A 23,323-nucleotide genomic window follows, 5' to 3' on the forward strand; every position below is an offset into this window, starting at 1 on the left:
CGGCTTGAGCTGAACAGCGGGTAAAACGTCAGATTTACCCGTTACTCCCGCAGTTACCAGGGGGGAATCTGGTAACTGCAACTTTCTATTTTATAGGTCGTTAGAGTGGATTTGGTGTCTACTCGAAATTGGTGTGCTCCCAGCCTTGTGTTGGAGCTTTTTGCGGGGCTAATTTAGCCCCGTTTTTTTTGATCTTTAAAAATATCCATCAGATCACTAAGTATCTTTAGAGATTTTCAAGATGCATCGTCGGTGAACAGCTGCGTTCTCAACTAAAATAACTGTATGAAAAATGATCTGTTTTTCATTGGGAGCGTAATGGCTAGAGGCAACTCGAAGCTAATAACTCGCAAAATAACAAGCCTAAGAGGTGATCATTATGCTGCTGAGTCACATACCCGGAATGTTTACCCACCCTGATGCAGAGTGGGAATTGATCAAAAAAGAGCACAGTAATCCCAGTCGTATCTATATGGCCTATACCTGTTTATTGGCGCTTATAGGTCCTGTGTGTGCTTACATTTCTACAACTCAATTTGGTTGGCGTGTCGGTGATGGTGAGCTGATTAAGCTTACTGCAATCAGTGCATTGCAATTGAACGTCTTAACCTATGTAGCAATCCTTGTTGGTGTGTTTGGCTTAGGCTGGATGATTGACTGGATGTCAAAAACTTACGGTAGTGGACATGATGAATATGCTGCTAATGGTATTGCCTTAGCTGCTTATTCTTGTACGCCGCTTTTCTTGGCAGGCTTTATCTCTTTATACCCCGTTCCATGGGCTAACATGTTGGTATATTTAGCGGCAGCTGCGTATACAGGCTATTTGATCTATGACGGTTTACCACATGTGTTGGGTATCGATAAAGATCAGGCTTTCTTCTTCTGTGGTGCAATTCTGGCGGTAGGGCTTGTCTATTTGGTTATTACTCGCGTAGGTACAGTGATTGTGTGGAACCTTGGGTTCGCACCGGTATTTATCTCTGGGTGATAAGGTTACGGAAACGAAAAAGAGCAGCTTATAAGCTGCTCTTTTTGTTTTTGATGAGTGTTTTAGAAAAGCTCTACGTCATCATCGGGTACTTCAATTCGAGAGCTAACTTCGTTGAAGTGTACAATGAGGTTTCGGCCGTTGTTTTTTGCGTGGTATAGCGCTCGGTCGGCTTGCTCAAAGTGCAGCATTGGGGGTGTAACCGGGTCAATCTCTGTATAGCCAACACTTACAGTTAGTTTGCCTGATGGGAATGTGTAATCCTGAACTGCTTTGTGGAAGCGTTCGAGTATTTGTAGGGCTTGATCTTGATCGGCATTGTTGAGAATGACGACAAACTCTTCGCCGCCATAACGGAACAGAAAATCGGTATAACGGAAGGTTTTCTTCATTAGTTCGGCAAAGTGAAGCAGAACTTCATCTCCATAGAGATGGCCGAAGGTATCATTAATATTTTTGAAGTGGTCAATATCGAGAACAACCATCCAGGATGAGTTTATGTGGTTGTTCTTATGGCCGCGGTGAAACGCTACGACCTCGTTAAGGCTTAATTCCATGGTTTGTCGGTTAGGTAAGCCTGTTAACATATCGCGCTCTTTGGCATCTAATAATGCAACCTGCTTTTCATAGATGCTGAAGACACCTTCGATCAAAACCATATCCGTTTCAGATACTTTGCCCGTGATCAAAATGATACGTCGAGGAATAACATCTTTAGTAATGTCTAAGAATATATAGTCTTCACCTTTGAACTTCATGCATGCTACACCACCTTTACTTTTTGGCAGCGTTTTGAGCATGAGATCGCTATGCCGATCTTCAAATGATTCATCTAAGGTAATTGGAAAGCGTCTGATGGAAAGGCCGGTATCGGACTTAGCATCACCGAAAATTTCATACGATACCGCATCCTCTACGCCTTCTAGAGAACAGAAGTAGTGAAGAACTGCATGGGTCAGCGAATTATAAGATTTATGCGCTAGAAACTTTGCGGATAATTCAAACGCTTGTTTGATGTGAAGGTGTTCGCTCATAGTTACTACTTAACGCTACAAGGCCCGTAGAAATTAGGTTTCTATAAATTGTAGCAGTCTACACGATATTTCTGAATAAACGGTTAATATAAATTAGTATTGTCTGTTTTATTTGCTTTTTATCTCCTGCCATTTGCTGTTTGCATCCTTCAAAACTGCAAAATATTCCTCTTCAAATTCTGTGCGATCAAAAGCACCTTCGCATTCAGCTGTGAGTTCCATTTTGCTTTTCAGGTCTAATAAGCGATTTCTTATTTCTATCTCCATGATCCACAAGTTTTCTGGGCCCCTTAAAAGCGTGTATCCGGTAATGACAGGTAGGAATATCGCTAAAAGGGCTGTGAGCTTGGCTGAAGAAAGGTTGAGTATTTCGAAAGAGAAATTGGCGCAGATCGCAATCGCGACCGATGTGAATGAGGAGATAAACCAAAGCGTGTGGTTCATCTTTTTATGCCTAGCAGCATGTTTGGCAAACCAGTTGGCTTGGGTTTGAATTTTGTTATAGAGAGTATCTTCCATGATATTCATAGATTGGGCTCTTAAAAGGTAGAAAGAGCGCAACTGCTTATATGCGCTATGAATGTTTGATTGTTTCCAATAGGGATTATTCTGTGGCTTGTTCAATTACGGGTTGAGCATTGGTTTTACGGTGTTGCCTCCAGGTGTACCAGCCGCCTAACGCTAGTGCTAACCACGCGAGGGTATCGATTATTGCAACGCCATTAATATCGATCCCCGTTTCACGAAAGACACGATCCCAATGGGATTTCCCAGCACCTGCTTTGTATGCAAAGCGTTTGCCGTTTTCATCGATGCCGATGAGTTGATCATATCTATAGGCGTAGTCATGAATTAAACCAGGTATAAATAATAGGCCGGTGGGGGATAGAATGGCCCAAAGAGGGCGGGGAATGGATGCACCATCAAATTCGAAGCCTTTAGGTATCACAATCGTGGTACCGTCACGCATGGTGTAGGTCCAGTCTTCAGTTAATACCCATTTCCGTACAGCAAATATCCAACGTAGGATTCGAATAATAAGGGATTCGTTTTTGGTTTTTATAGGTAGGGGACGAATAGTTGGCATATTCATCACATGACTCCTTGTCTTGTTGTTTAAATCCTTTCTCCATTATAGCGCTTTGTAGGGTAAATACTTTTTCAGCTGCTCGATCTGTTCATCAATCGCGGAGGTCTCTTCATCAATAAACTGCTGCACTGCTTGATTGAATCCAACCTCCTTAAGCCAGTGGGCCGAATAAGTCGGAACAGGGGTAAACCCTCGCTGTATTTTATGCTCCCCCTGAGCGCCAGAATCAAATCGCTTTAACCCCAGACTAATACAATAATCAATGCCTTGGTAGTAGCAGGTTTCGAAATGAAGGCTGTCGTATTCATCAAAACAACCCCAGTATCGTCCGTATAAGGTGGTTGAATCTTGTAATGACAGTGCGCCTGCAACGGGTGTTTCGTCTTTGTAAGCCAAAACGAGTAAGAGGTTTTCGGGCATTGTCTGTTTTAGTTGGGTGAAAAACGATTTGCTGAGGTAGGCTTCTCGCCCGCGTTTTAGATAGGTCAAACGGTAAAAATCGTAAAACGTGTCAATTTCGTTATCGGTTATATCTTTGCCCTGAATCTGGCGATGAGTGATGCCTTGCTCAACGATTTTTTTGCGCTCTTTTTTCAGGTTTTTTCGCTTACGAGACGTTAGATTCTGCAGGAAGTCATCGTAGGAAGAATAGTCTCGATTAAACCACTGATACTGACAGCCTTTCCGGATCATATAGCCTGTATTATCGAGTGAATCAGCTTCCATCTTGGATGGAAAGAGCAGGTGCCAAGAGTTCGCTTTGAAATGTTGGCACAGCTGCGGAATGGCTTGGCTTAAGCTCTCAAATAAAGGTTCTATAGGCTGTTTTGTTAATAATCTAGGACCGCCCACTGGAGAGAAAGGGACGGATGACACCAGTTTAGGGTAGTAATCCAAACCGTATCGCTCGTATGCTTCGGCCCAGGCCCAATCGAATACATATTCACCGTAGGAATGGTTCTTAAGATAGAGCGGCAGTATAGCTATAGTTATACCGTTATCTTGCAGTTGGATGTGTAGTGGTTGCCAGCCTGTTTTCGCACTTACGCTGCCTGATTCTTCTAGCGCATGGAGGAATTCGTATCGGCAAAAAGGGTAATCAGAGGGGAGGAGGCTATTCCACGTAACTGAGCCTATTTCACTGATTTTATGGCAAATTTTTATTTCTAACATATCGCGGCTTCGGTTGAGTGTTGCTAAGCTAAATAGTGTTGGGGCGATTTGGTATCTATTTGAATAGAGAAGGAAGTCGGTGTCAAAGTCGTTATTGTTATATTGGTCCTAATGGGAAGTAAAACTAAGTGATAGGAGTATGGTAATGGATGAATTAGAGCTTGAGTTTGAACTTCACCCGCAGTTAGCTGCTGATTGTATAGTGTTAGGGGATTTTCCGATTAGTCGGCTCTTGCTGATGAATGATGCAAATTATCCTTGGTTTGTTTTGGTGCCCAGACGTGCAGGTGCTACAGAGATTTATCATCTGTCTGATGAAGAGCAGTGTGAGTTGATTAAAGAATCATCATTTTTGGCCTCAAATCTTGCTGATTCATTTGCTGCTCGAAAAATGAATGTGGCTTCATTGGGGAATATGGTTCCACAGCTACATCTGCACCATATAGTTCGCTACGAGACTGATAAGGCTTGGCCTGGACCTGTTTGGGGTAAGGTGCCAGCGGAGCCATATACTGCAGAACAGATCCATGAAATTAGACGAAAACTGGAAGCGTTAATGTCCGGCGAGCTGGAATTTGTACCGGAAGAATAAGCTTCAATCAGCTTCATTGAAAATTAGTCGCCTCTATTTTAAATCTTTAGGGCCTCAATCCCATTTGGGGCCTGTTCCCTCTGATTAAATAAGGTATAATCCGCCGTTTTTAAAATACGCTTCCTGCGTTTAGGAAGTTTCGATCGGGTTTATTTCCAATGCCAATCTTTGATTTTCAGTGTGACAGCTGTGGTCACGAGTTTGAAAAACTTGTTCTTAAAAGTGATGCGCCTGCACCTGCATGTGTTTCCTGCGCGAGTGAGGAAGTGACCAAAAAAGTATCTGCGCCGGGTTTTCGCCTTTCGGGTTCCGGTTGGTACGAGACAGATTTTAAAACCGGCAAGAAGAAAAATCTTGCAGGTGGTTCCGGAGCTTTGTCAGGTACAGACAGCTAATTCCGGATAGATAAAGTATTAATTCATTGACCGTTTGGTGAAAACCAAACCGAGACAGTTAACAGGAACAGTAAATTATGCGCAGTCATTATTGCGGCGATCTCAGAAAAGAGCATATCGGCGAAGACATCACCCTTTGTGGTTGGGTTCATCGTCGTCGTGACCACGGTGGTGTTATCTTCCTAGACGTGCGTGACCGTGAAGGTCTTGCACAGGTTGTATTCGATCCAGATCGTGAAGAGAGCTTCGCGCTAGCAGATAGCTGCCGTAATGAATTCGTAGTTGAGATCAAAGGTACTGTTCGTGGTCGTCCAGAAGGTACGATTAACCCTGAAATGCCAACAGGTGAGATCGAAGTTCTAGGTAAAGAGCTTGTTATCCTAAACAAGTCTGAAACACCTCCGTTCCAGTTGGATGAGCACCAAAACGTTGGTGAAGATGTGCGTCTACGTAATCGTTACATCGATCTACGTCGTCCAGAAATGCAGGAAAAGCTACGTTTCCGTTCTAAAGTATCTAACGCGATCCGTAACTACCTAGATGATAATGGTTTCCTAGATATCGAAACGCCGATTCTAAACCGTGCTACACCTGAAGGTGCCCGTGACTACCTAGTGCCAAGCCGTGTTCATGATGGTCAGTTCTTCGCGCTGCCGCAGTCTCCACAGCTATTTAAACAGTTGTTGATGGTGTCTGGTTTCGACCGTTACTACCAGATCGCTAAATGCTTCCGTGATGAAGATTTGCGTGCGGACCGACAGCCTGAATTCACTCAGATCGATATCGAAACTTCGTTCATGGACGAAGAAGGTATCATGGGTCTGACTGAAACTATGATCCGCAAGCTGTTCCTTGAGCTGAAAGGTGTGGATTTGGGTGATTTCCCACGCATGCCTTACTCAGAAGCGATGCAGCGTTACGGTTCTGATAAGCCAGATCTTCGTTACCCAATGGAATTGGTTGACGTTGCTGACCTAATGGCGGATATCGAATTTAAAGTATTCGCAGGCCCAGCAAACGATCCTAAGTGCCGCGTAACTGCACTTAAAGTACCTGGTGGCGCTAAGCTGACTCGTAAGAATATTGATGATTACACTAAGTACGTAAGCATCTACGGTGCTAAAGGTCTTGCTTGGATCAAGGTTAACGAAATTGAAAACGGCGTTAACGGCCTACAGTCTCCAATTATCAAGTTCCTAGGTGATGAAGTGACTATGTCGATCATGGATCGTCTAGGCGTTGAAAATGGTGACATCGTATTCTTCGGTGCTGACAAAGCTAAGGTGGTTTCTGAAGCGCTTGGTGCTCTACGTATCAAAGTGGGTGAAGATCTTGAGATGGCTCAGTGTGAGTGGGCACCTCTATGGGTTGTTGATTTCCCAATGTTCGAAGAAACAGATGGCGGCCTAACAGCGCTTCATCACCCATTCACTGCGCCAAGCTGCTCTCCAGAAGAGCTTAAAGCGAATCCGCTAGAAGCGCTATCTCGTGCATACGACATGGTACTTAATGGCTGTGAGCTTGGTGGTGGTTCTGTTCGTATTCACGATCAGGCGATGCAAGCAACAGTACTGGAGATTCTAGGTATCTCTGATGAAGAAGCTGACGACAAGTTTGGCTTCCTACTAAACGCATTGCAGTACGGTGCGCCTCCGCACGGTGGTTTGGCGTTTGGTCTTGATCGTTTGATCATGCTGATGACTGGCACTGACTCTATCCGTGAAGTAATTGCTTTCCCTAAAACGCAAAGTGCATCTTGTATGATGACTGAAGCGCCAGGTGAAGTAAGTGCTGCACAACTACGCGAATTGAACATTAAGCTACGTAAAACACCTTAATAGCATCGCGTTGTCCTAGTTCAAGCTAGGGATCGGTTAAAACTAAAAAGCTGCCTTCGGGCGGCTTTTTTTGTTTATATTGGATAAAAAATAATATCGAAAGGGAGTAGGGGTTATGGCAGGTCACTCTAAATGGGCCAATATCAAACACCGTAAAGCGGCACAGGACGCAAAGCGCGGCAAGATATTCACTAAGCTCATTCGAGAACTGGTGGTTGCAGCAAAAGAAGGTGGTGGCAGCCCGGAAGATAATCCGCGGCTGCGCGCAGCGGTTGATAAAGCGCTTGGCGCGAATATGAAGCGCGACACTATCGATAAAGCAATTCAGCGTGGCGCTGGTGGCGGTGAAGGTGATCATTACGACGAGTTAACCTACGAGGGTTATGGCTCTAATGGTGTAGCTATCCTAGTTGAGTGCATGACAGATAACGTTAATCGGACCGTGGCGGCAGTACGTGCTGCATTTAATAAGTACAACGGTAATCTTGGTACGAGTGGTTCCGTTGCTTATCTGTTCGATAAAAAAGGTCAGATCACCTTTGCAGAAATAGATGAAGAAACCATCATGGATGCGGCACTAGAAGCGGGTGCGGATGATGTTGTTGCCAACGACGACGGCTCGATAGATGTATTCACCGATTGGCATGACTTTCTCGATGTTAAACAGGCTCTCGTAGATGCAGGTCTTGAGCCTGTGCATGCTGAAGTGGCGATGATTCCGTCAACAACCGTTGAGCTTGATGTGGATATGGCGCGAAAAGTACTGAAGCTAATCGATGTATTAGATGATCTGGATGACTCGCAGAATGTTTATCATAACGCGATTATTCCTGAAGAGGCGATGGCGGAGTGATCGTTGAGATTGCTTGATTGTCCGTAGAGCTCCTATTGGCTTTTGAGTATTAGAAAATTCTTTGTAAACAAACCTTACTCATGTATGCTTGCCTGTATAAATAACCAGTAGATTGTATTAATGCTGATATTAGGAATAGACCCTGGCTCTCGAATCACCGGTTACGGTGTGATTAACTGCGTTGGCAATAAAAATGAGTATGTTGCCAGCGGTTGTATTCGTATTAAAGGTGATGAATTGCCTGAGCGATTACAGCAGGTGTATACCGGTGTGTCTGAAGTGATCAAGCGTTATTGTCCCCAAGAGTTTGCCATTGAGCAGGTATTTATGGCACGTAATGCCGACTCTGCTCTAAAGCTTGGTCAGGCGCGTGGTGTCGCTATTGTTGCAGGTACTAATGCGGAGTTACCGGTTTACGAATATGCTGCTCGTAAAGTTAAACAGTCAGTCGTAGGTAAAGGTTCGGCCGATAAATCACAAGTTCAGCATATGGTGGCGCATATTTTAAAACTACCCGGCTTGCCGCAAGCGGATGCTGCCGATGCGCTCGCAATTGCTCTCTGTCATGCTCATACTCGTAATAGCTTAATTAAAACAGCCGGTTCTATGTCTAGTCGCAATGCCAGTTGGAGGCGTCAATAAACGTCATGAATGAGATGTCTTACGCTGATTTTATCTATATAGCTGATCTAATTGGAGTTGCAGTATTTGCAACTGCAGGGGCTTTGGCAGCTCAGGGAAAGCAATTAGATATACTAGGCGTGGTTGTTTTAGCGATAGTGACAGCTTTAGGTGGCGGCACGATTCGCGATATCACCTTAGATATTCATCCCGTTGTATGGGTGGCAGATACCTCTTATTTATGGACTGCAATTATATCTGCGGTCGTTGCTTTCTTTGTCTGTCGTTATATCCAGTACCCTCGACGCACTTTATTAGTGCTGGATGCTATGGGTCTGGCGCTATTTGCCGTGTTAGGTGCCGAAAAAGCCTTAGGTCTTGGTTTACCGCCGATTATTGTTGTAATGATGGCCGTTATCACCGGTTGTGCTGGTGGTATGATCCGAGATATTTTGACTGGGCAGATACCGCTAATTTTGCAACGAGATGGTGAGCTTTATGCGACTTGTGCATTAGCAGGCTCGGTATTTTTTGTGGTGTTTCAGTCGTATATTCCAGGGCAGCCAGTCGCGCTGATCTCTATGGTAATCATCTTTGTATTGCGTATGGCTGCGATGTTCGCAGATCTCAGGTTGCCTGAGTTTATTGTGGCAGGTCATAAGCTCGAAAAATTGGATAAGGATAAAAAGTAAGTGATTGGTCGATTGAAAGGTGAGCTGTTAGAAAAGCAGCCTCCGCAGTTAGTGATTGATGTAAATGGTGTGGGCTACGAAGTTGAAGCTTCAATGAACACATTTTATCGACTACCTGAAGTTGGATTACAGGTGACCCTCTTTACTCACTTTGTCGTACGAGAGGATGCGCAGTTACTTTATGGCTTTATCGATAAGCAAGAGCGTTCGCTTTTTAGAACCTTGATTAAGGCTAATGGTGTTGGGCCTAAATTGGCGATTACTATCCTTTCCGGTATTTCTACAACTGAGTTCGTGCGTTGCGTAAATGATGGTGATACCGCGTCTTTGATTAAGTTGCCGGGTGTTGGTAAGAAGACAGCTGAACGCTTAATCGTAGAGATGAAAGACAAGATTAAGGCGCTTGGACTTGAATCTTCGGATGAGTTTCAGTTGTCGGCGGCAGATGGTCCCGATATGGCATCATTCGAAACGGTTAGTGATAACCGAGCTGAAGCAGAAAGTGCATTGGTTGCATTGGGCTATAAGCCAGTTCAAGCAACTAAATCGATTGAGCAGGCGCATAAATCACTTGGTTCTGGTGCGAGCTGTGAAGATCTTATTCGTGTCGCTTTGCGCTCCATGGTTGGTTAATAGAGTAAATAGTTATGATTGAAGCTGATCGTTTTATCTCGCCTTTAAGTAATCCGGTAGAAGAAGCGCATGATCGCGCTATCCGCCCGAAAGCTTTAGAGGATTACGTTGGCCAGCCTGTTGTTCGTGAGCAGATGGAGATCTTTATCCAAGCGGCGAAGATGCGTAATGAGGCATTGGATCATACTTTGATATTTGGCCCTCCAGGTTTGGGTAAAACAACTTTGGCTAACATCATTGCCAATGAAATGGGTTCGGAGATCAAAACTACTTCTGGCCCTGTGCTTGAGAAAGCAGGGGATCTTGCTGCGTTGTTGACCAATCTTGAGCCAAATGACGTTCTTTTTATCGATGAAATTCACCGTCTAAGCCCGAATGTTGAAGAGGTGCTCTATCCAGCAATGGAAGACTATCAGTTGGATATTATGATTGGTGAAGGGCCAGCAGCGCGTTCTATCAAATTAGAGCTTCCTCCATTTACTTTGGTGGGTGCAACAACACGTGCAGGTTTGCTGACGTCTCCGTTGCGTGATCGCTTCGGTATTGTGCAGCGCTTAGAGTTTTATAACGTTGAAGATCTGACCAGTATTGTTGCTCGATCAGCAGACCTTTCTGGTACTAAGATCGATACGCAAGGTGCGTGCGAAGTAGCCAAGCGCTCTCGTGGTACGCCGCGTATTGCTAACCGTTTGTTGCGCCGTGCCCGAGATTACGCTGAAGTAAAAGGTGATGGTGTAATTGATAGTGATATCGCCGATCGTGCACTGAATATGTTGAACGTCGATCACCATGGTTTCGATCATCTCGATCGTCGTATGTTGCTAACTATGATCGAAAAATTTGGTGGCGGTCCTGTCGGTGTAGAAAGCCTTGCTGCTGCAATTAGTGAAGAGCGTGACACAATTGAGGACGTGCTGGAGCCTTATCTAATTCAGCAAGGGTTTGTTATGCGCACACCTCGTGGTCGTGTTGTAACTGATCATGCTTATCAGCACTTTGGAATTGCTAAGCCTCAAGAGTCTTAAAATACGATCTGGATCAATAAACCCTATAATAAATAGGATTTGTTGGTTGATCTGACATCAATCAAGGTACGACCGAAGAAAAGCCGTCTAATATGCCTGCCAAATAACTGAAAAAAATAACAGGTAACAATATGACGGCCATACTTCGTAATGCAGAGATTACTGCATTCCGACTTGAGCTTAATCGTTTACTTATTCAGCTGAAAGCCGAGCTCGAAGAAGAGTTGCGAGATCAAATCTCATCCACTTCTGTGTCCGAAGTGCGAGATATCGGTGAAGAAGTCGAGCATACAGTTGAGTTGGAACGTCAATTTGAAACACTTCAGCGTCATCATGATGAGATAGCTGAATGCCAAGCTGCACTAAAGCGTATTGAAGAGGGTAGTTTCGGTGAATGCATCAATTGCGGTGAAGAGATTGAGCTTACGCGTCTCAAGGCTAATCCTACTGCATCGCGCTGTATTCGCTGCCAATCTATTCACGAATCCGCGTTAAAGAAAATCGCCTAGATCTATTCGCCAGCTATCTAATCTGATTGCTGGCAAACCCTTCCCTAACAGCTAATTCAAACGCTGGTTTTTCCTTGTATTAATCGCCATGACTGTTATTGTTGTCCCTTCATTTTTTTATCTATTAAATGGATGGAACTTATTGGTTTTTGATGAATCACAAAGCCGGTAAATTGTATCCTGTACCAAATTTTTAGAGGGAAGTGCTGTGGTCGAAAAAATGTCGATCTGGAGTCTGGTTGCCGACGCAAGTATCGTGGTTCAACTAGTAATGTTAATGCTTTTATTAGCGTCAGTACTTTCTTGGGTGATGATCTTTCAGCGCCAATCGGTGTTAAGCAGCGCGCGTAAATCACTTCGTAACTTTGAAGATCGCTTCTGGTCTGGTGTCGATCTTGGCCAACTTTTCCGTGAGATTAATCACGAACCAAATTCTGACTGTGGTGCCGAGAATATCTTCCGTGCTGGTATCAAAGAATACACGCGTCTAACTCAGCAAGCAGGTTATGACCCAGATTCAGTCATGGACGGCGTGCAGCGTAGTATGCGTGTAGCGCTAGCGCGTGAAGAGGATAAGCTAGAAAAGCACCTGCCATTCCTCGCAACAGTAGGTTCTACCAGCCCTTATATCGGTCTGTTTGGTACAGTATGGGGGATAATGAACTCCTTCCGTGGTTTGGCGAATGTTCACCAAGCGACATTGTCCGCTGTAGCACCTGGTATCGCCGAGGCTTTGATCGCTACAGCGATTGGTCTATTTGCTGCGATTCCAGCCGTAATTGCTTATAACCGCTACTCTGCGCAGGTTGAGTATCTGTTAGGTAACTACGAAACCTTTGCTGACGAATTCTCTTCTATCTTGCATCGTCGTATGCACGCATCCAACTAAGCGGGTGTGATCGATGATCAGACGGCATAAGAAAAAACGTAAGTTAAACGCTGATATCAATGTAGTGCCTTACATTGATGTCATGATGGTGCTCTTGGTGATCTTTATGGTTACGGCACCCATGCTGACGCAAGGCGTTAATGTTGATCTGCCTAAAGCAGCGGCGGAGCCTGTCGATGACGAAGATAATGAACCGGTTATCGTGACGGTTAATTCAGAAGGTGAATACTTTATCGATATTGGTGGTGACCCTAAAGAAGCGGTTACGGCTGATGTTGTTCAGGATCGTGTGGCTAAAATTTTAGCAAGTAACCCCAAGAAAATGCTGCTGGTACGCGGTGATCGTAATGTAAATTACGATTCGGTTGTGCAGTTGATGGTTTTGCTACAGCAAGCAGGCGCGCCGAGCGTAGGCTTGGTGACGGAGTAGGGGTTGATTTTGCGACCGGGTAGTTATCTTCTTCCTACAGTCCTTGCTGTCATACTTCATATATTTGTTGTGGTTTTGTTGGCACAGAGCTGGTTTGAGCACAAAGAGGAGGAGCGTAAAGTCCCTCGTCATGTTCAGGCGCAGATTGTCGACCTGACCACGCTATCTGCTCAGCGTAAAGAAGCCTCTGAAGCTAAGGCCAAGCAGAAGGCGGATCAAATCCGCAAAGCTGAAGAAGATAAGAAGCGTAAAGCGGACGAAAAGCGTAGGCAGGAAAAAGCTAAGAAAGAAGCTGAAAAGAAAAAACAGCTAGAGAAAAAGAAAGCTGAGGCTGAAAAGAAGCGTAAAGCTGACGAAAAACGTAAAAAAGAAGCAGCTAAAAAGAAAGCTGAGCAAGATCGTTTAAAGAAAGCCGCAGCTGAGAAAAAACGTAAAGCCGACGAAAAGAAACGCAAAGACGCTGAGAAAAAAGCGGCCGCAGAGAAGAAAAGAAAAGCTGAAGCAGCAGCAAAAAAACAAGCAGAAGAAAAAGCCCGTAACGAAGCACTGATGCAGGCGTTGGAAGCAGAAGAGGCGGCTCTGCAAGCTGAAGAACAGCGTGCCGCAGCAATGAGTTATGAAGCCTATATTGTTTCGCAGATTACTCGCAACTGGCGTCGATCACCTAGTGCTCGAAATGGTATGGTAGTAGAAATTACCGTACATTTCTTACCATCAGGTCGTGTAAATGATCTGTATGTAAGTAAGTCTAGCGGTGATGCTCGTTTTGATAACGACGCTTTACGTGCGATTGAGCGTGTACAAGTATTTGAAAAACTTCAGGAGATGGATTCGATTGTATTTGATCGCTATTTCCGTAAGCGCGTATTGCGTTTCCGTCCTGAAGATCTACGGAATTAAGCCTGTTTTTAACTGGTATGGCGGCTATGTGTTTAAGGAGAGCTAAATGAACAGAGTTTTACAGCGAGTAATAGCTACATTTGCGCTGTTGTTTTCGGTTTCCGTAATCGCTGAAGGTGATTTGGCAATCGAAATTACGCAAGGTATTGATGAGCCTACACCAGTCGCCGTTGTACCGTTTTCTTGGGATGGTAGTTTCGCTTTACCAGAAGATATTGCACAGATTGTATCTGATGATTTGGGTCGAACGGGTCTGTTCTCAATGATGGATCGCCGCAATATGCTGAGCTTTCCAAACAAACGCGATCAGGTTTACTTCCGTGATTGGCGTGTCAGTAAAACTGAGTTTCTACTAATTGGTCGTCAGTTGCCATCTGAAGGTAAAGAGCTAAAAGTAGAGTTTGAACTTTACGATGTACTGAAAGAGCAGCAGCTACTAGCAGAGCGTGTTTCCGGTAGCCAAGCGAATATGCGTGATATTGCACACTATATCTCGGATATGGTGTACGAGAAGCTAACCGGTGTTCGTGGTGCCTTCTCTACGCGTATCGTTTATGTAACCGCTCAGCAGTTTGGTGGTGGTAAAGGTCGCTATCGTTTGAAAATGGCGGATTCCGATGGTGCGCGTCCAATTACCATTCGTGAGCAGAGTGAGCCGTTGATGTCTCCAGCTTGGTCTCGTGATGCGTCTAAATTGGCCTATGTGTCTTTTGAATCCGGTAAGCCAGCTATCTACATCCAGTACTTGGCAACAGGTAAGCGTGAAAAGGTTCAGTCGTTCCGAGGCTTGAATGGTGCGCCGGCTTGGTCACCTGACGGTAATAAACTTGCGATAGTGTTATCTAAAGATGGTAACCCTGAGGTTTATGTTCTAGACCTGCGTTCTCGTAGCCTGGCGCGAATTACTCACCATTATGGCATCGATACGGAACCTTCTTGGTCGCCTGATGGTCAGTCACTTATCTTTACCTCTGACCGTGGTGGTCAGCCGCAGATCTATCGTATTCATCTGCCAACACGTCAGTTAGAGCGTGTAACTTATGAAGGTAACTATAACTCCCGTGGTCGTTTGACTCAGGACGGTCGTTTCTTGGCGATGGTTCACCGTGGCGTAGATAACGTATTCAGAATTGCAGTTCAGGATCTTAAAACAGGTCGTTTAGATATCCTGACCGATACATTTTTAGATGAGTCCCCAACCATTGCGCCTAATGGCAGCATTATTCTGTATGCAACGCAAAAAGGTGTAAGAGGGGTCTTGGGCGGCGTTACCTTAGATGGTGGTGTACGCTTCATTTTACCGGCAAGTAGTGGTGATGTTAGGGAACCAGCATGGAGCCCCTACTTGCAATAAAAGTTTATAGACATTAACTTATGTTCAGATTTGGACATGGCGGCATTCAATAATATTTTGCTTGCTGGGAAGACCAGCAAATATACAGGAGTGATCAATGCGAGCTTCCAACGTAACTAAAGCAGCTGCACTAGCGCTATCCGTAGCATGGATAGCAGGTTGTTCTACAGGTGGTTCATCTACTGAAGGTGGCACAACTACAGGTACTGATACAGGCACTACACAAGGTGTTAATCAGGGTTCTGTTTCCGGCTCTTCTATGGATTCTGTTGCTAACCTACAAACTGTTTTCTACTTCGATTTCGATAAATCAGTAGTTAAAGCAGGCGGCTTTGCTGATCTAGAGAAGCATGCAGCTTACCTTGCTGCTAATCCATCTGTTCAGGTTGTACTGGAAGGTCATGCCGATGAGCGTGGTACTCGTGAGTACAACATTGCATTAGGCGAGCGTCGTGCTAAAGCGGTTTCTCGTTTTATGCAGGTTAACGGTGCATCTGCTTCTCAGATCGAAACTGTTAGCTTTGGTGAAGAAAAACCAGCGATTTTGGGTCACAGCGAATCTAGCTGGAGCCAGAACCGTCGTGTGGAACTGAAGTACGTATCTCGTTAATTTATGACTTCGAACTCTACCGTTCTTTCTACTGCATTAGCGCTGGCGATCAGCGCTAATGTTGTAGCAGAAGAAGTACCCGTTATTGAGTTGGGTGTTGGCGCTCCGTCTGCCAATGTTCAACAACCTTCCTATAATGCTCACTCGGCTTCTAAAAACAGTGAACTGATACTTATTGTCCAGCAGTTGCAGGACGAAGTGCGTTCTCTACGTGGTCAAGTAGAGCAGCAAGATTACCGTCTAAAGCAAATGGAACGCCAACAGCTAGAACGCTATCGCGATTTAGATGGCCGTATCACCGCTTTAAGGGATCCAGCTTTAACACCGCCAGCGACGACTGGTCAGTTAGGTGCTGATAACGCGCCTGTGTTAGAGGGCGATTCATCGGTATCTAGACCGCAAATGCCAGCAGATGTTGCGCCTCTAGCGCCATCGGCGGGTGATGCACAAGCTTATCGTGAAGCCTTTGGTCTGGTTAAGGTGAGAAACTTCCCAAAAGCTGCCGAAGCATTCTCTGCTTTTGTGAAGGATTACCCACAAAGTGTACGTTTACCTAATGCTTATTACTGGTTGGGTGAGATTCGCTTAGCGGAGCAAAAGCCTGAACAAGCGCGTGAATCATTCGTGCAGGTGTTAACCCAGTTCCCGGATAACCCTAAAGCACCGGATGCAGCGTATAAGCTTGGTATCATCTACAATCAGTTAGGTGACATGGCTAAGGCAACTGAATACCTTGATCTGGTAATCAATAAATACCCTGATTCTGATGCAGTTCGCTTAGCTAAAGAGTTTAAGCGTCAGCTCTAATCAATCTTTGGAATACACATGAATTCTTCTGCTTCAAAAAAAGCAGTGGTGTTGCTATCTGGTGGTCTAGATTCGGCAACAGCGCTGGCAATGGCTGCTGAACGCGGCTACAGCTGTTATGTATTGAGCTTTGATTACGGTCAACGCTCTTTAACTGAGTTAAATGCGGCTAAGAAAATTGCCAAGCAACTGAATACGGCTGAACACCGTGTCATTCGACTTCACTTAGAAGACTTTGGTGGTTCAGCGCTAACAGATCACAGTATCGATGTGCCCGAAGAGGAAACCGACGAAATTCCGGTGACCTACGTTCCGGCACGAAATACAGTTTTCATGTCCTTGGCGCTAGGATGGGCTGAAGTGCTCGAAGCTGATGCGATCTTTATCGGTGTAAATGCGGTTGATTACTCCGGTTACCCTGATTGCCGTCCAGAATATATCGCTGCCTTCGAAACCATGGCTAATCTTGCGACTAAACGTGGTGTTAGCGGCGATCCAATCAAGATCGAAACACCACTAATTGACCTAACCAAAGAAGAGATCATCCAAGAGGGTACTCGTCTGGGTGTTGATTACGGTTTAACGGTTTCATGCTACCAAGCAGATGATGACGGTCAGGCATGCGGTGCTTGTGACAGCTGTCGTTTGCGCGCAAAAGGCTTTGTTGATGCTGGCTTGGAAGATCCAACCAGATATCAATAAAAAAGCCTTGCTTTTGCATTAAGGATACGTAAAATACGCGTCCTCTGTGTGGGTCGTTAGCTCAGTCGGTAGAGCAGTTGGCTTTTAACCAATTGGTCATAGGTTCGAATCCTATACGACCCACCACTTAAAAACTCCAGCCTATGTGCTGGTTTTTTTATGCCTAAAAGATACTCGTTGTATAGGATGAGAACCGTTAAAGGTTCGATTCGGAAGGAGAAGCCTGTAGAAAACAGCGGAGCTTGCGACGCTGGCCCGAAGGGCAAAGTAATCCTATACGACCCACCACTTAAAAACTCCAGCCTTCGAGCTGGTTTTTTTATGTCTAAAAGATGCTCGTTGTATAGGATGAGAACCGTTAAAGGTTCGATTCGGAAGGCGAAGCCTGTAGAAAACAGCGGAGCTTGCGACGCTGGCCCGAAGGGCAAAGTAATCCTATACGACCCACCACTTAAAAACTCCAGCCTTCGAGCTGGTTTTTTTATGCCTGGAATTCAGCACGGCTTCGCCGCTTAGGACGCCACTTCGTGGCTAGAGGACGGCTTCGCCTAGAGGACGCAGCTACGCTGCTAGAGAAAAAGAAAATTCTCATAACACTTGAAGAATCTAACGCCTCACGACTGATTTAAGTAACTTCTAGCCGCTCGTATCTCTATGCTATACTACGTCCCCTAATTTTTATCTGGGTGATCCTCAGGTAATAAAGCTACCTAGGTGAGCAGGTAGTCGATCAGTACAACTTATGAGTATTACGTCACATGTTGAGCCAACAGGATATTTCAGATCGCATCCTCGTGCAGGAGCACTTCGCTAAAGAACACTTGCCTCTAGATATGACCATAGAGCAAGTTGAAGAGTATAAGCAGAAGATCAAAAAACTGCTCAAAGAGAAAGATGCTTGCTTGGTAGCGCACTATTACACCTCAGCCGTTCTGCAGCAGCTAGCAGATGAAACGGGTGGCTGTGTATCTGACTCTTTAGAGATGGCGCGTTTTGGTAATGCTCATTCTGCTAGCACGTTGGTTGTTGCGGGCGTTAAGTTTATGGGTGAAACGGCTAAGATCCTTACGCCAGAAAAGCGCGTAATTATGCCAACAATCGAAGCGACTTGTTCTCTTGATATTGGTTGCCCAATCGAAGAGTTCTCCGCATTCTGTGATGCTCATCCAGACCACGAAGTGGTTGTTTATGCTAATACCTCTGCCGCTGTAAAAGCGCGTGCCGATTGGGTGGTTACTTCCAGCATTGCACTGCAAGTTGTTGAACACTTAGCGGATCAAGGTAAAAAGATTATCTGGGCGCCAGATAAGCACCTAGGCACTTACGTGCAGCGTCAAACAGGTATTGAGATGCTGATGTGGGATGGCGCTTGTATCGTACACGAAGAATTTAAAGCTCAGGGCATTCTAGATCTTAAAAAGGTTTACCCGGATGCAGCGGTACTGGTCCACCCAGAATCTCCAGATTCAGTCGTAGAGATTGCGGATGCGGTAGGTTCTACTACGCAAATTATCAACGCTGCGCGTGATCTGCCAAATGAGCAGTTTATCGTTGCGACGGATAAAGCGATCTTCTACAAGATGCAGCAAGCTGCGCCTGGTAAGCAGTTTATTGAAGCACCTACTGGCGGTTCTGGCGCTACGTGCCGAAGCTGTGCCCACTGCCCTTGGATGGCGATGAACGGTCTAGAGAGCGTGCTTCACGCACTAGAAACAGGGCAGGATGAGATCCACGTCGACGAATCTCTAATCGTCGATGCTCGCAAGCCTCTACAGCGAATGCTCGATTTCTCGGCTGAGCTGAATAAGTAAATTTGAAACCCGCGTAAGCGGGTTTTTTATTGCCCTGATAAAGGGTTTTCAATACAGTGGTACTTCTACAAGCTAAAGGATTGGGTTTTTAGGCGATTATGGATAGATCGGCTTTTTTATCTCTCTATTATCTGCATGTAATCCCCGTTTAGCGTTTTTTAGTAAATCAGAATTGAGCAGATGTATCTGCAATTTTACTTTATCTTTTTCGAGTTAATGACGGTTTGGTATGTATTATTTTACAACGGCAACGAACTTCTATGGGGTATTTAATGCAGTATTAGGTGGTGATGTAATAAAGTCGTTACCAGTTATGGAAAAGCCTGCTTTTGGTTTTCGAAGATCGTTTGTGAATGAATCTAATAAATTTGATTTGATCGATAAAGGTAAAGTTATTTATTTGGAAAGGCAGGGCTTTGATTTTATGGAGTACCCTCTTCAAATTAAATTCTGTAAAGGCAATAAAGTCCCAGATGTATTTACCTTAATAGATGGCTACCACTTAGTGTCTGAAAAGTTCAAAGGGGTTGTTGAGTCAATAGATCCTGAGGTACACAATTTTTGGAGGGTAAGTCTTTGTCTTGATGGTAGGTTAATCGAAGGATTTTATTACATGCAGGTAGGAAGAGTTCTTGATTTAGAGGATCTTGATGATTCAGGAGTTGATACTAGAACTTTAAATCTATACTCCGAGCGAATCTTATCTTCAGATAATGTAAAGGGTGTACTTGATGGATATCCCTTGTTTTCTTTGAAAGGGATCACGCGTGGCTTCGTTATCTCGGACGCAGTTCTAACAACTCTTGGCGAGAATTATTTTTACGGATTTTGGGAAGATGGTAGTGTGAGTGAGAAAAAATACGGAAGTTTGTATCAAAAATTAATTTAGGTCTTGAGGTTTAAATTCAGAAAATCTTTGTAGGTTTGGTTTATTGTTGTATTTATTCTGTTTATGGAGTTGTTAATGAAAATATTCCAGAAAGGATTCTTAGATAAATTGGTGCTTGCCCTATGTGTGATTTCAATAGGTATATATTTTGTTGTACTTCAGAATTATTATTCACCTGAAGATGCTGTCGTTGTTGATAAGTTTTATGAGTACGGCTATGCATCTGCCTCAGACGGCCGTTTTGTTCGAAGTAAAGCGCCTGATTATACGGTCTTATATGATGGTGAAGAGAAGTTGGTTTTTGCTGGTCATTTTGCTTCGCGTATGAACCTGAGTAAAGGTGATGCGGTAAGAGTTATTTGGTATTCCCCTTGTCATGAATGGGTGGTGGAGTGGTCTTCATCCTGTAATAGAGTGATAGCGGTTGGAGATCAAAGTTTTAGTGAAGAATTGCAGGAAACTATAGAATATCAGCAGAAGTTCGTAACTTTTGTCTGTTTTATATTGCTGTTACCTTTTTTGATTTATTGGATCATACATTTTATTCGAAGCCCAGAATAATGAAACTTATCTTTATCATAGTGGATCGCTATCGTGCCTAGATATCAATAATCCAACTTCAATGATTCCCTAATCTCTTTCGCATCTTCCTGTCTTTGCTCTAATCGGGCGCGTTCAGTGCTGCTAATGGTCGGTTCTCTTAGTGCATAATCGATTTGCCTTAAGGCTCTATCCACATTCGCAGTTAGCAGGAAGTATTCAACACGAGCTTCGTGCACGCCGACAATATCGCCAGCTAATCCGTAGGCTTCTGCCAGCAGGTACCAAGCGCGGCTGTCATTTGGATCTTTCTCGACCAGGTCTTCATAAGCTTGCACCGCAAGGTGCGGCTGGTTTAGTTTAATTTGTGTATCGGCGTAAATAAAAGATACCGCTTGGCTGCCCGGGAACAGGTTTCTAAGGTGTTGCAGTTGCTTCGCTGCTTCTTGGTAGTTTTCTTTACTGAGTTCAAGTTCTGCTTTGATCAAACGAGCGCTTAGGCGACTTTTAAAACTTTTGCTAAAGCGGTTGATGTTCTTTTGTGCAAGCTCAAAGTCTTTAACTGCTATTGCTGTATGGGCAATAGCGTACCTTAGGCTGTCGTTGTCCTGCTGTTTTTGTGTGTTTAGGTATTTTTCTAACAGTTGTTTTTGGTCTTTAGCGTATCCGGTACGAATACGTGCGCTGGCGATATTAAAGTGGATGCTGTTCTCTTTTGCGTTAATCACATTGATTGTTTCAGCGCGGTTTAGTGCATCCGATACACGTGATTGGGTCACTGGGTGAGTTAGCAAAAATTCAGGCGGTATGCGGCTAAAGCGCGCTTGTTGTTGCAGCTGACGGAACATATCAGCCATGGATCTTGGATCATAACCTGCTTGAGTCAGGGTTTGCATGCCTATGTAATCGGCTTCGCGTTCATTCTGGCGGCTAAAAGAGAGACGGGAGGAGGCTGAGGCTGCCATAGATGATTGCATGCCGACAACGCCTGCTTCGGGATCTGCTGCGGCTAATAATATGCTGCCTAATAAACTGGCTATGAAAAATGGCTTATTTCGTCGTTGCTCTTCTAGCTGTGAAGCAAAATGGCGTTGGCTTAAGTGAGCTAGCTCATGTGCGAGTACTGAGGCTAACTGCGCTTCATTTTGTGCCGTAAGGAGTAGACCAGTGTGAACGCCGATAATGCCACCCGGTGCAGCAAAGGCGTTAACGGTAGGGTTGTCGAGTACTAAAATTTCTAAACGACGATCCGCTAGTTGGCTATATGTGACTAAATTCCAAGTGAGTTCTTCGACGTATTGGCTTACAACGGCATCTTTATATAAACGCGAACTGCCTCGGAGCATACGTACCCAAGCGCGGCCCAAAAGGTATTCTTTTTGTGGCGAGATAATGCTGTAACCACTACTACCAATATCAGGTAGTTGGCTATCTGCTTTCAGGCTTAAAGGTGAAACACTTAACAAAATTGTTAAGAGGAAAGCAATAAGTCCATTGTGCATACTGGTATCCGAAAAAGCCCGTGCTAATACAAACAAGAATGGTATATAGTGCTGAACTTAATTGATAACGACAACAAAAATTACGTTAAGAAAAGTTAATGACTACACATTCGTTCGACGAGACATTAGACGCGTCTGGATTAAATTGTCCTTTGCCGCTCCTGAAAGCTAAACAAGCGCTAAATAAATTGGAAGCGGGAAAGGTGTTAAAAGTTATAGCTACTGATAGTGGTTCTATCAGAGATTTTAAAGCCTATACCGATCAATCTGACCATGAATTGTTGGAATCGTTCACTGATCAGGAACCTTATGTTTATCTGATTCGTCGAGGCTAAGCAGAGTTTCTTATGCGCAAGATATTTAGTAAATGGATAGAGCGCTACTTTTCTGATGAAGAGGCGTTGCTCCTCTTTGTCTTGTTAGGTGCTGCATTACTGGTGATCCTGACTTTAGGTCAGGCTTTAGCACCGGTTTTTGCGGGTATTATCCTAGCGTTTTTGATGCAGGGTGGAGTTAACCGTTTAAAGCAGTTAAATGTTCCGCATCTGCTTTCGGTGATTCTCGTATTTTTAGCTTTTGTCGGTGGTTTAGCTGCGCTGTTTTTGATTGTTATGCCTCTGGCATGGCGTCAGGCGGTAAATCTGTTTAATGAACTCCCCGGCATCTTATCGGAAATACAAACGGTATTACTTCTGTTGCCGCAAAAATACCCAGAGTTTATATCGGAGGCTCGAATTCTAGAGCTGATCGATCTGGCTGCTGCTGAGCTATCGCAGATGGGACAGTGGGTAGTGACCTTCTCCTTGAACTCGATTACCGGGGTGATGGCATTACTGATCTATCTCGTATTGGTGCCTATACTAGTCTTCTTCTTCCTCAAAGATGGCGCAGTTATGACTAAGTGGTGGGTATCATTTTTGCCTGAGAAGCGCGATATGATGACCAGCGTTTGGACTGAAATGGATGATCAGATTGCCAACTATATTCGTGGTAAGGCTATTGAGATCATCGTAGTAGGTACTGTGACCTATATTACCTTTATCTTCTTGGGCATTAACTATGCTGCGCTACTGGGGATTTTGGTCGGATTATCTGTACTGATCCCATATATTGGTGCTGCACTGGTAACGATTCCAGTAGCGTTGATTGCTTTCTTCCAGTGGGGCTGGAGTAGTGAGTTTATGACCCTGATGGTGGCGTACGGCATCATCCAGGCGTTGGATGGTAACGCACTAGTGCCATTGTTGTTCTCTGAAGCGGTAAACCTGCATCCGGTTGCTATTATCGTAGCGGTATTGGTCTTTGGTGGGCTTTGGGGATTCTGGGGGTTGTTCTTTGCGATTCCGCTAGCGACTTTGATCAAAGCTATTTTGAGTTCTTGGCCTAAGGCGAAGCAACATCCTGTAGAATTAGAAGAAAGCGGTGTTTAAACACCGCTTTTTT

General features: G+C 44.5%; 27 protein-coding genes, 1 tRNA gene and 2 other RNA genes. 25 read left to right on the top strand and 5 right to left on the bottom strand.

From position 1 onward, the window contains the following. Nucleotides 1-379: 379 nt before the first annotated feature. Nucleotides 380-991, top strand: coding sequence for a Yip1 family protein (locus ACMXYP_RS06755; protein ID WP_415884250.1), 612 nt, complete (start codon nt 380-382; stop codon nt 989-991). Nucleotides 992-1,053: 62 nt separating this feature from the next. On the opposite strand, the gene ACMXYP_RS06760 is transcribed toward ACMXYP_RS06755, so the two are convergent. The 4 genes from ACMXYP_RS06760 to ACMXYP_RS06775 all read right to left on the bottom strand — a co-directional run bounded on the left by ACMXYP_RS06760 (nt 1,054) and on the right by ACMXYP_RS06775 (nt 4,288). Next, complete coding sequence (locus ACMXYP_RS06760; RefSeq protein WP_415884251.1) at nt 1,054-2,025, bottom strand: GGDEF domain-containing protein; 972 nt, start codon at nt 2,023-2,025, stop codon at nt 1,054-1,056. Nucleotides 2,026-2,133: 108 nt separating this feature from the next. After that, on the bottom strand, nt 2,134-2,553 hold the full coding sequence (locus ACMXYP_RS06765) for a hypothetical protein (protein ID WP_415884252.1): 420 nt from the start codon (nt 2,551-2,553) through the stop codon (nt 2,134-2,136). A gap of 76 nt (nt 2,554-2,629) precedes the next feature. Continuing rightward, on the bottom strand, nt 2,630-3,118 hold the full coding sequence (locus tag ACMXYP_RS06770) for a DUF1353 domain-containing protein (RefSeq protein WP_415884253.1): 489 nt from the start codon (nt 3,116-3,118) through the stop codon (nt 2,630-2,632). Between the two features lie 39 nt (nt 3,119-3,157). Next, nucleotides 3,158-4,288 (bottom strand): GNAT family N-acetyltransferase, encoded by a 1,131-nt coding sequence (locus ACMXYP_RS06775; protein WP_415884254.1) that lies wholly within the window; start codon nt 4,286-4,288, stop codon nt 3,158-3,160. A 145-nt stretch (nt 4,289-4,433) separates the two neighbouring features. Between ACMXYP_RS06775 and ACMXYP_RS06780 the strand changes: the two genes are divergently transcribed. The 22 genes from ACMXYP_RS06780 (at nt 4,434) to ACMXYP_RS06885 (ending at nt 20,399) form a co-directional block, all read left to right on the top strand. Further along, the gene (locus ACMXYP_RS06780) at nt 4,434-4,880 is read left to right on the top strand and encodes an HIT domain-containing protein (protein ID WP_415884255.1); all 447 of its coding nucleotides are present in this window, start codon (nt 4,434-4,436) and stop codon (nt 4,878-4,880) included. 158 nt (nt 4,881-5,038) lie between these two features. After that, the gene (locus ACMXYP_RS06785; protein ID WP_415884256.1) at nt 5,039-5,275 is read left to right on the top strand and encodes an FmdB family zinc ribbon protein; all 237 of its coding nucleotides are present in this window, start codon (nt 5,039-5,041) and stop codon (nt 5,273-5,275) included. Between the two features lie 77 nt (nt 5,276-5,352). Further along, nucleotides 5,353-7,113 (top strand): aspartate--tRNA ligase, encoded by a 1,761-nt coding sequence (aspS, locus tag ACMXYP_RS06790; RefSeq protein ID WP_415884257.1) that lies wholly within the window; start codon nt 5,353-5,355, stop codon nt 7,111-7,113. 115 nt (nt 7,114-7,228) lie between these two features. Then, nucleotides 7,229-7,966, top strand: a complete 738-nt coding sequence (locus ACMXYP_RS06795; protein ID WP_415884258.1) for a YebC/PmpR family DNA-binding transcriptional regulator — start codon at nt 7,229-7,231, stop codon at nt 7,964-7,966. Between the two features lie 120 nt (nt 7,967-8,086). Beyond that, nucleotides 8,087-8,608: a crossover junction endodeoxyribonuclease RuvC gene (gene ruvC / locus ACMXYP_RS06800; protein ID WP_415884259.1), complete on the top strand. Its 522-nt coding sequence runs from the start codon at nt 8,087-8,089 to the stop codon at nt 8,606-8,608. 5 nt (nt 8,609-8,613) lie between these two features. Further along, complete coding sequence (locus ACMXYP_RS06805) at nt 8,614-9,279, top strand: trimeric intracellular cation channel family protein (RefSeq protein ID WP_415884260.1); 666 nt, start codon at nt 8,614-8,616, stop codon at nt 9,277-9,279. After that, nucleotides 9,280-9,912: a Holliday junction branch migration protein RuvA gene (gene ruvA / locus ACMXYP_RS06810; protein WP_415884261.1), complete on the top strand. Its 633-nt coding sequence runs from the start codon at nt 9,280-9,282 to the stop codon at nt 9,910-9,912. A gap of 14 nt (nt 9,913-9,926) precedes the next feature. Beyond that, nucleotides 9,927-10,937 carry a Holliday junction branch migration DNA helicase RuvB gene (ruvB, locus tag ACMXYP_RS06815; protein WP_415884262.1) on the top strand — a complete coding sequence of 337 codons (1,011 nt, stop codon included), beginning with the start codon at nt 9,927-9,929 and terminating at the stop codon, nt 10,935-10,937. A 131-nt stretch (nt 10,938-11,068) separates the two neighbouring features. After that, nucleotides 11,069-11,446 (top strand): TraR/DksA family transcriptional regulator, encoded by a 378-nt coding sequence (locus ACMXYP_RS06820; RefSeq protein ID WP_415884263.1) that lies wholly within the window; start codon nt 11,069-11,071, stop codon nt 11,444-11,446. A 220-nt stretch (nt 11,447-11,666) separates the two neighbouring features. Then, the gene (gene tolQ / locus ACMXYP_RS06825; RefSeq protein WP_415884264.1) at nt 11,667-12,335 is read left to right on the top strand and encodes a protein TolQ; all 669 of its coding nucleotides are present in this window, start codon (nt 11,667-11,669) and stop codon (nt 12,333-12,335) included. A 13-nt stretch (nt 12,336-12,348) separates the two neighbouring features. Further along, complete coding sequence (gene tolR, locus ACMXYP_RS06830) at nt 12,349-12,765, top strand: protein TolR (RefSeq protein WP_415884265.1); 417 nt, start codon at nt 12,349-12,351, stop codon at nt 12,763-12,765. A 3-nt stretch (nt 12,766-12,768) separates the two neighbouring features. Beyond that, nucleotides 12,769-13,665 carry a cell envelope integrity protein TolA gene (tolA, locus tag ACMXYP_RS06835; RefSeq protein WP_415884266.1) on the top strand — a complete coding sequence of 299 codons (897 nt, stop codon included), beginning with the start codon at nt 12,769-12,771 and terminating at the stop codon, nt 13,663-13,665. A gap of 46 nt (nt 13,666-13,711) precedes the next feature. Beyond that, entirely contained in the window at nt 13,712-15,019 is a 1,308-nt protein-coding gene (gene tolB / locus ACMXYP_RS06840) for a Tol-Pal system beta propeller repeat protein TolB (RefSeq protein WP_415884267.1), read from the top strand. A gap of 97 nt (nt 15,020-15,116) precedes the next feature. Next, a complete protein-coding gene (pal, locus tag ACMXYP_RS06845; RefSeq protein WP_415884268.1) occupies nt 15,117-15,629 on the top strand; it encodes a peptidoglycan-associated lipoprotein Pal in 513 nt (170 codons plus the stop codon). Between the two features lie 3 nt (nt 15,630-15,632). After that, complete coding sequence (ybgF, locus tag ACMXYP_RS06850; RefSeq protein WP_415884269.1) at nt 15,633-16,436, top strand: tol-pal system protein YbgF; 804 nt, start codon at nt 15,633-15,635, stop codon at nt 16,434-16,436. A gap of 18 nt (nt 16,437-16,454) precedes the next feature. Then, entirely contained in the window at nt 16,455-17,138 is a 684-nt protein-coding gene (queC, locus tag ACMXYP_RS06855; RefSeq protein ID WP_415884270.1) for a 7-cyano-7-deazaguanine synthase QueC, read from the top strand. A 50-nt stretch (nt 17,139-17,188) separates the two neighbouring features. Further along, nucleotides 17,189-17,264, top strand: a tRNA-Lys gene (locus ACMXYP_RS06860). Nucleotides 17,265-17,303: 39 nt separating this feature from the next. Continuing rightward, a non-coding RNA gene (locus ACMXYP_RS06865) (RtT sRNA) lies at nt 17,304-17,426 on the top strand. A gap of 39 nt (nt 17,427-17,465) precedes the next feature. Further along, a non-coding RNA gene (locus ACMXYP_RS06870) (RtT sRNA) lies at nt 17,466-17,588 on the top strand. A gap of 308 nt (nt 17,589-17,896) precedes the next feature. After that, complete coding sequence (gene nadA / locus ACMXYP_RS06875) at nt 17,897-18,949, top strand: quinolinate synthase NadA (protein ID WP_415884271.1); 1,053 nt, start codon at nt 17,897-17,899, stop codon at nt 18,947-18,949. Nucleotides 18,950-19,178: 229 nt separating this feature from the next. Continuing rightward, nucleotides 19,179-19,838, top strand: coding sequence for an imm11 family protein (locus ACMXYP_RS06880; protein WP_415884272.1), 660 nt, complete (start codon nt 19,179-19,181; stop codon nt 19,836-19,838). Between the two features lie 75 nt (nt 19,839-19,913). Continuing rightward, nucleotides 19,914-20,399: a hypothetical protein gene (locus ACMXYP_RS06885; protein WP_415884273.1), complete on the top strand. Its 486-nt coding sequence runs from the start codon at nt 19,914-19,916 to the stop codon at nt 20,397-20,399. A 44-nt stretch (nt 20,400-20,443) separates the two neighbouring features. On the opposite strand, the gene ACMXYP_RS06890 is transcribed toward ACMXYP_RS06885, so the two are convergent. Beyond that, on the bottom strand, nt 20,444-21,880 hold the full coding sequence (locus ACMXYP_RS06890; protein ID WP_415884274.1) for a M48 family metalloprotease: 1,437 nt from the start codon (nt 21,878-21,880) through the stop codon (nt 20,444-20,446). Between the two features lie 98 nt (nt 21,881-21,978). Here ACMXYP_RS06890 and ACMXYP_RS06895 point away from each other — a divergent pair, with 98 nt between their 5' ends. Further along, nucleotides 21,979-22,215: a sulfurtransferase TusA family protein gene (locus tag ACMXYP_RS06895; RefSeq protein ID WP_415884275.1), complete on the top strand. Its 237-nt coding sequence runs from the start codon at nt 21,979-21,981 to the stop codon at nt 22,213-22,215. Between the two features lie 12 nt (nt 22,216-22,227). Next, the gene (locus tag ACMXYP_RS06900) at nt 22,228-23,310 is read left to right on the top strand and encodes an AI-2E family transporter (protein ID WP_415884276.1); all 1,083 of its coding nucleotides are present in this window, start codon (nt 22,228-22,230) and stop codon (nt 23,308-23,310) included. The last annotated feature ends 13 nt before the right edge of the window (nt 23,311-23,323 follow it).

This window comes from Neptuniibacter sp. QD34_54, from assembly GCF_047778055.1.
Taxonomy (GTDB): Bacteria; Pseudomonadota; Gammaproteobacteria; order Pseudomonadales; family Balneatricaceae; genus Neptuniibacter.

Bases quoted from the DNA above. Each gene is read 5' to 3' on its own strand.
- nadA (WP_415884271.1), top strand. From the start codon at position 17,897: ATGTTGAGCCAACAGGATATTTCAGATCGCATCCTCGTGCAGGAGCAC.
- ACMXYP_RS06780 (WP_415884255.1), top strand. From the start codon at position 4,434: ATGGATGAATTAGAGCTTGAGTTTGAACTTCACCCGCAGTTAGCTGCT.
- queC (WP_415884270.1), top strand. From the start codon at position 16,455: ATGAATTCTTCTGCTTCAAAAAAAGCAGTGGTGTTGCTATCTGGTGGT.
- ACMXYP_RS06775 (WP_415884254.1), bottom strand. From the start codon at position 4,288: ATGTTAGAAATAAAAATTTGCCATAAAATCAGTGAAATAGGCTCAGTT.
- ACMXYP_RS06820 (WP_415884263.1), top strand. From the start codon at position 11,069: ATGACGGCCATACTTCGTAATGCAGAGATTACTGCATTCCGACTTGAG.
- ruvC (WP_415884259.1), top strand. From the start codon at position 8,087: ATGCTGATATTAGGAATAGACCCTGGCTCTCGAATCACCGGTTACGGT.
- tolB (WP_415884267.1), top strand. From the start codon at position 13,712: ATGAACAGAGTTTTACAGCGAGTAATAGCTACATTTGCGCTGTTGTTT.
- ACMXYP_RS06785 (WP_415884256.1), top strand. From the start codon at position 5,039: ATGCCAATCTTTGATTTTCAGTGTGACAGCTGTGGTCACGAGTTTGAA.
- ACMXYP_RS06795 (WP_415884258.1), top strand. From the start codon at position 7,229: ATGGCAGGTCACTCTAAATGGGCCAATATCAAACACCGTAAAGCGGCA.
- ACMXYP_RS06805 (WP_415884260.1), top strand. From the start codon at position 8,614: ATGAATGAGATGTCTTACGCTGATTTTATCTATATAGCTGATCTAATT.
- ruvB (WP_415884262.1), top strand. From the start codon at position 9,927: ATGATTGAAGCTGATCGTTTTATCTCGCCTTTAAGTAATCCGGTAGAA.
- tolR (WP_415884265.1), top strand. From the start codon at position 12,349: ATGATCAGACGGCATAAGAAAAAACGTAAGTTAAACGCTGATATCAAT.
- ACMXYP_RS06890 (WP_415884274.1), bottom strand. From the start codon at position 21,880: ATGCACAATGGACTTATTGCTTTCCTCTTAACAATTTTGTTAAGTGTT.
- pal (WP_415884268.1), top strand. From the start codon at position 15,117: ATGCGAGCTTCCAACGTAACTAAAGCAGCTGCACTAGCGCTATCCGTA.
- ACMXYP_RS06885 (WP_415884273.1), top strand. From the start codon at position 19,914: ATGAAAATATTCCAGAAAGGATTCTTAGATAAATTGGTGCTTGCCCTA.
- ACMXYP_RS06895 (WP_415884275.1), top strand. From the start codon at position 21,979: ATGACTACACATTCGTTCGACGAGACATTAGACGCGTCTGGATTAAAT.
- aspS (WP_415884257.1), top strand. From the start codon at position 5,353: ATGCGCAGTCATTATTGCGGCGATCTCAGAAAAGAGCATATCGGCGAA.
- ACMXYP_RS06765 (WP_415884252.1), bottom strand. From the start codon at position 2,553: ATGAATATCATGGAAGATACTCTCTATAACAAAATTCAAACCCAAGCC.
- ACMXYP_RS06760 (WP_415884251.1), bottom strand. From the start codon at position 2,025: ATGAGCGAACACCTTCACATCAAACAAGCGTTTGAATTATCCGCAAAG.
- ACMXYP_RS06770 (WP_415884253.1), bottom strand. From the start codon at position 3,118: ATGAATATGCCAACTATTCGTCCCCTACCTATAAAAACCAAAAACGAA.
- ACMXYP_RS06900 (WP_415884276.1), top strand. From the start codon at position 22,228: ATGCGCAAGATATTTAGTAAATGGATAGAGCGCTACTTTTCTGATGAA.
- ACMXYP_RS06755 (WP_415884250.1), top strand. From the start codon at position 380: ATGCTGCTGAGTCACATACCCGGAATGTTTACCCACCCTGATGCAGAG.
- ACMXYP_RS06880 (WP_415884272.1), top strand. From the start codon at position 19,179: ATGTATTATTTTACAACGGCAACGAACTTCTATGGGGTATTTAATGCA.
- tolQ (WP_415884264.1), top strand. From the start codon at position 11,667: ATGTCGATCTGGAGTCTGGTTGCCGACGCAAGTATCGTGGTTCAACTA.
- ybgF (WP_415884269.1), top strand. From the start codon at position 15,633: ATGACTTCGAACTCTACCGTTCTTTCTACTGCATTAGCGCTGGCGATC.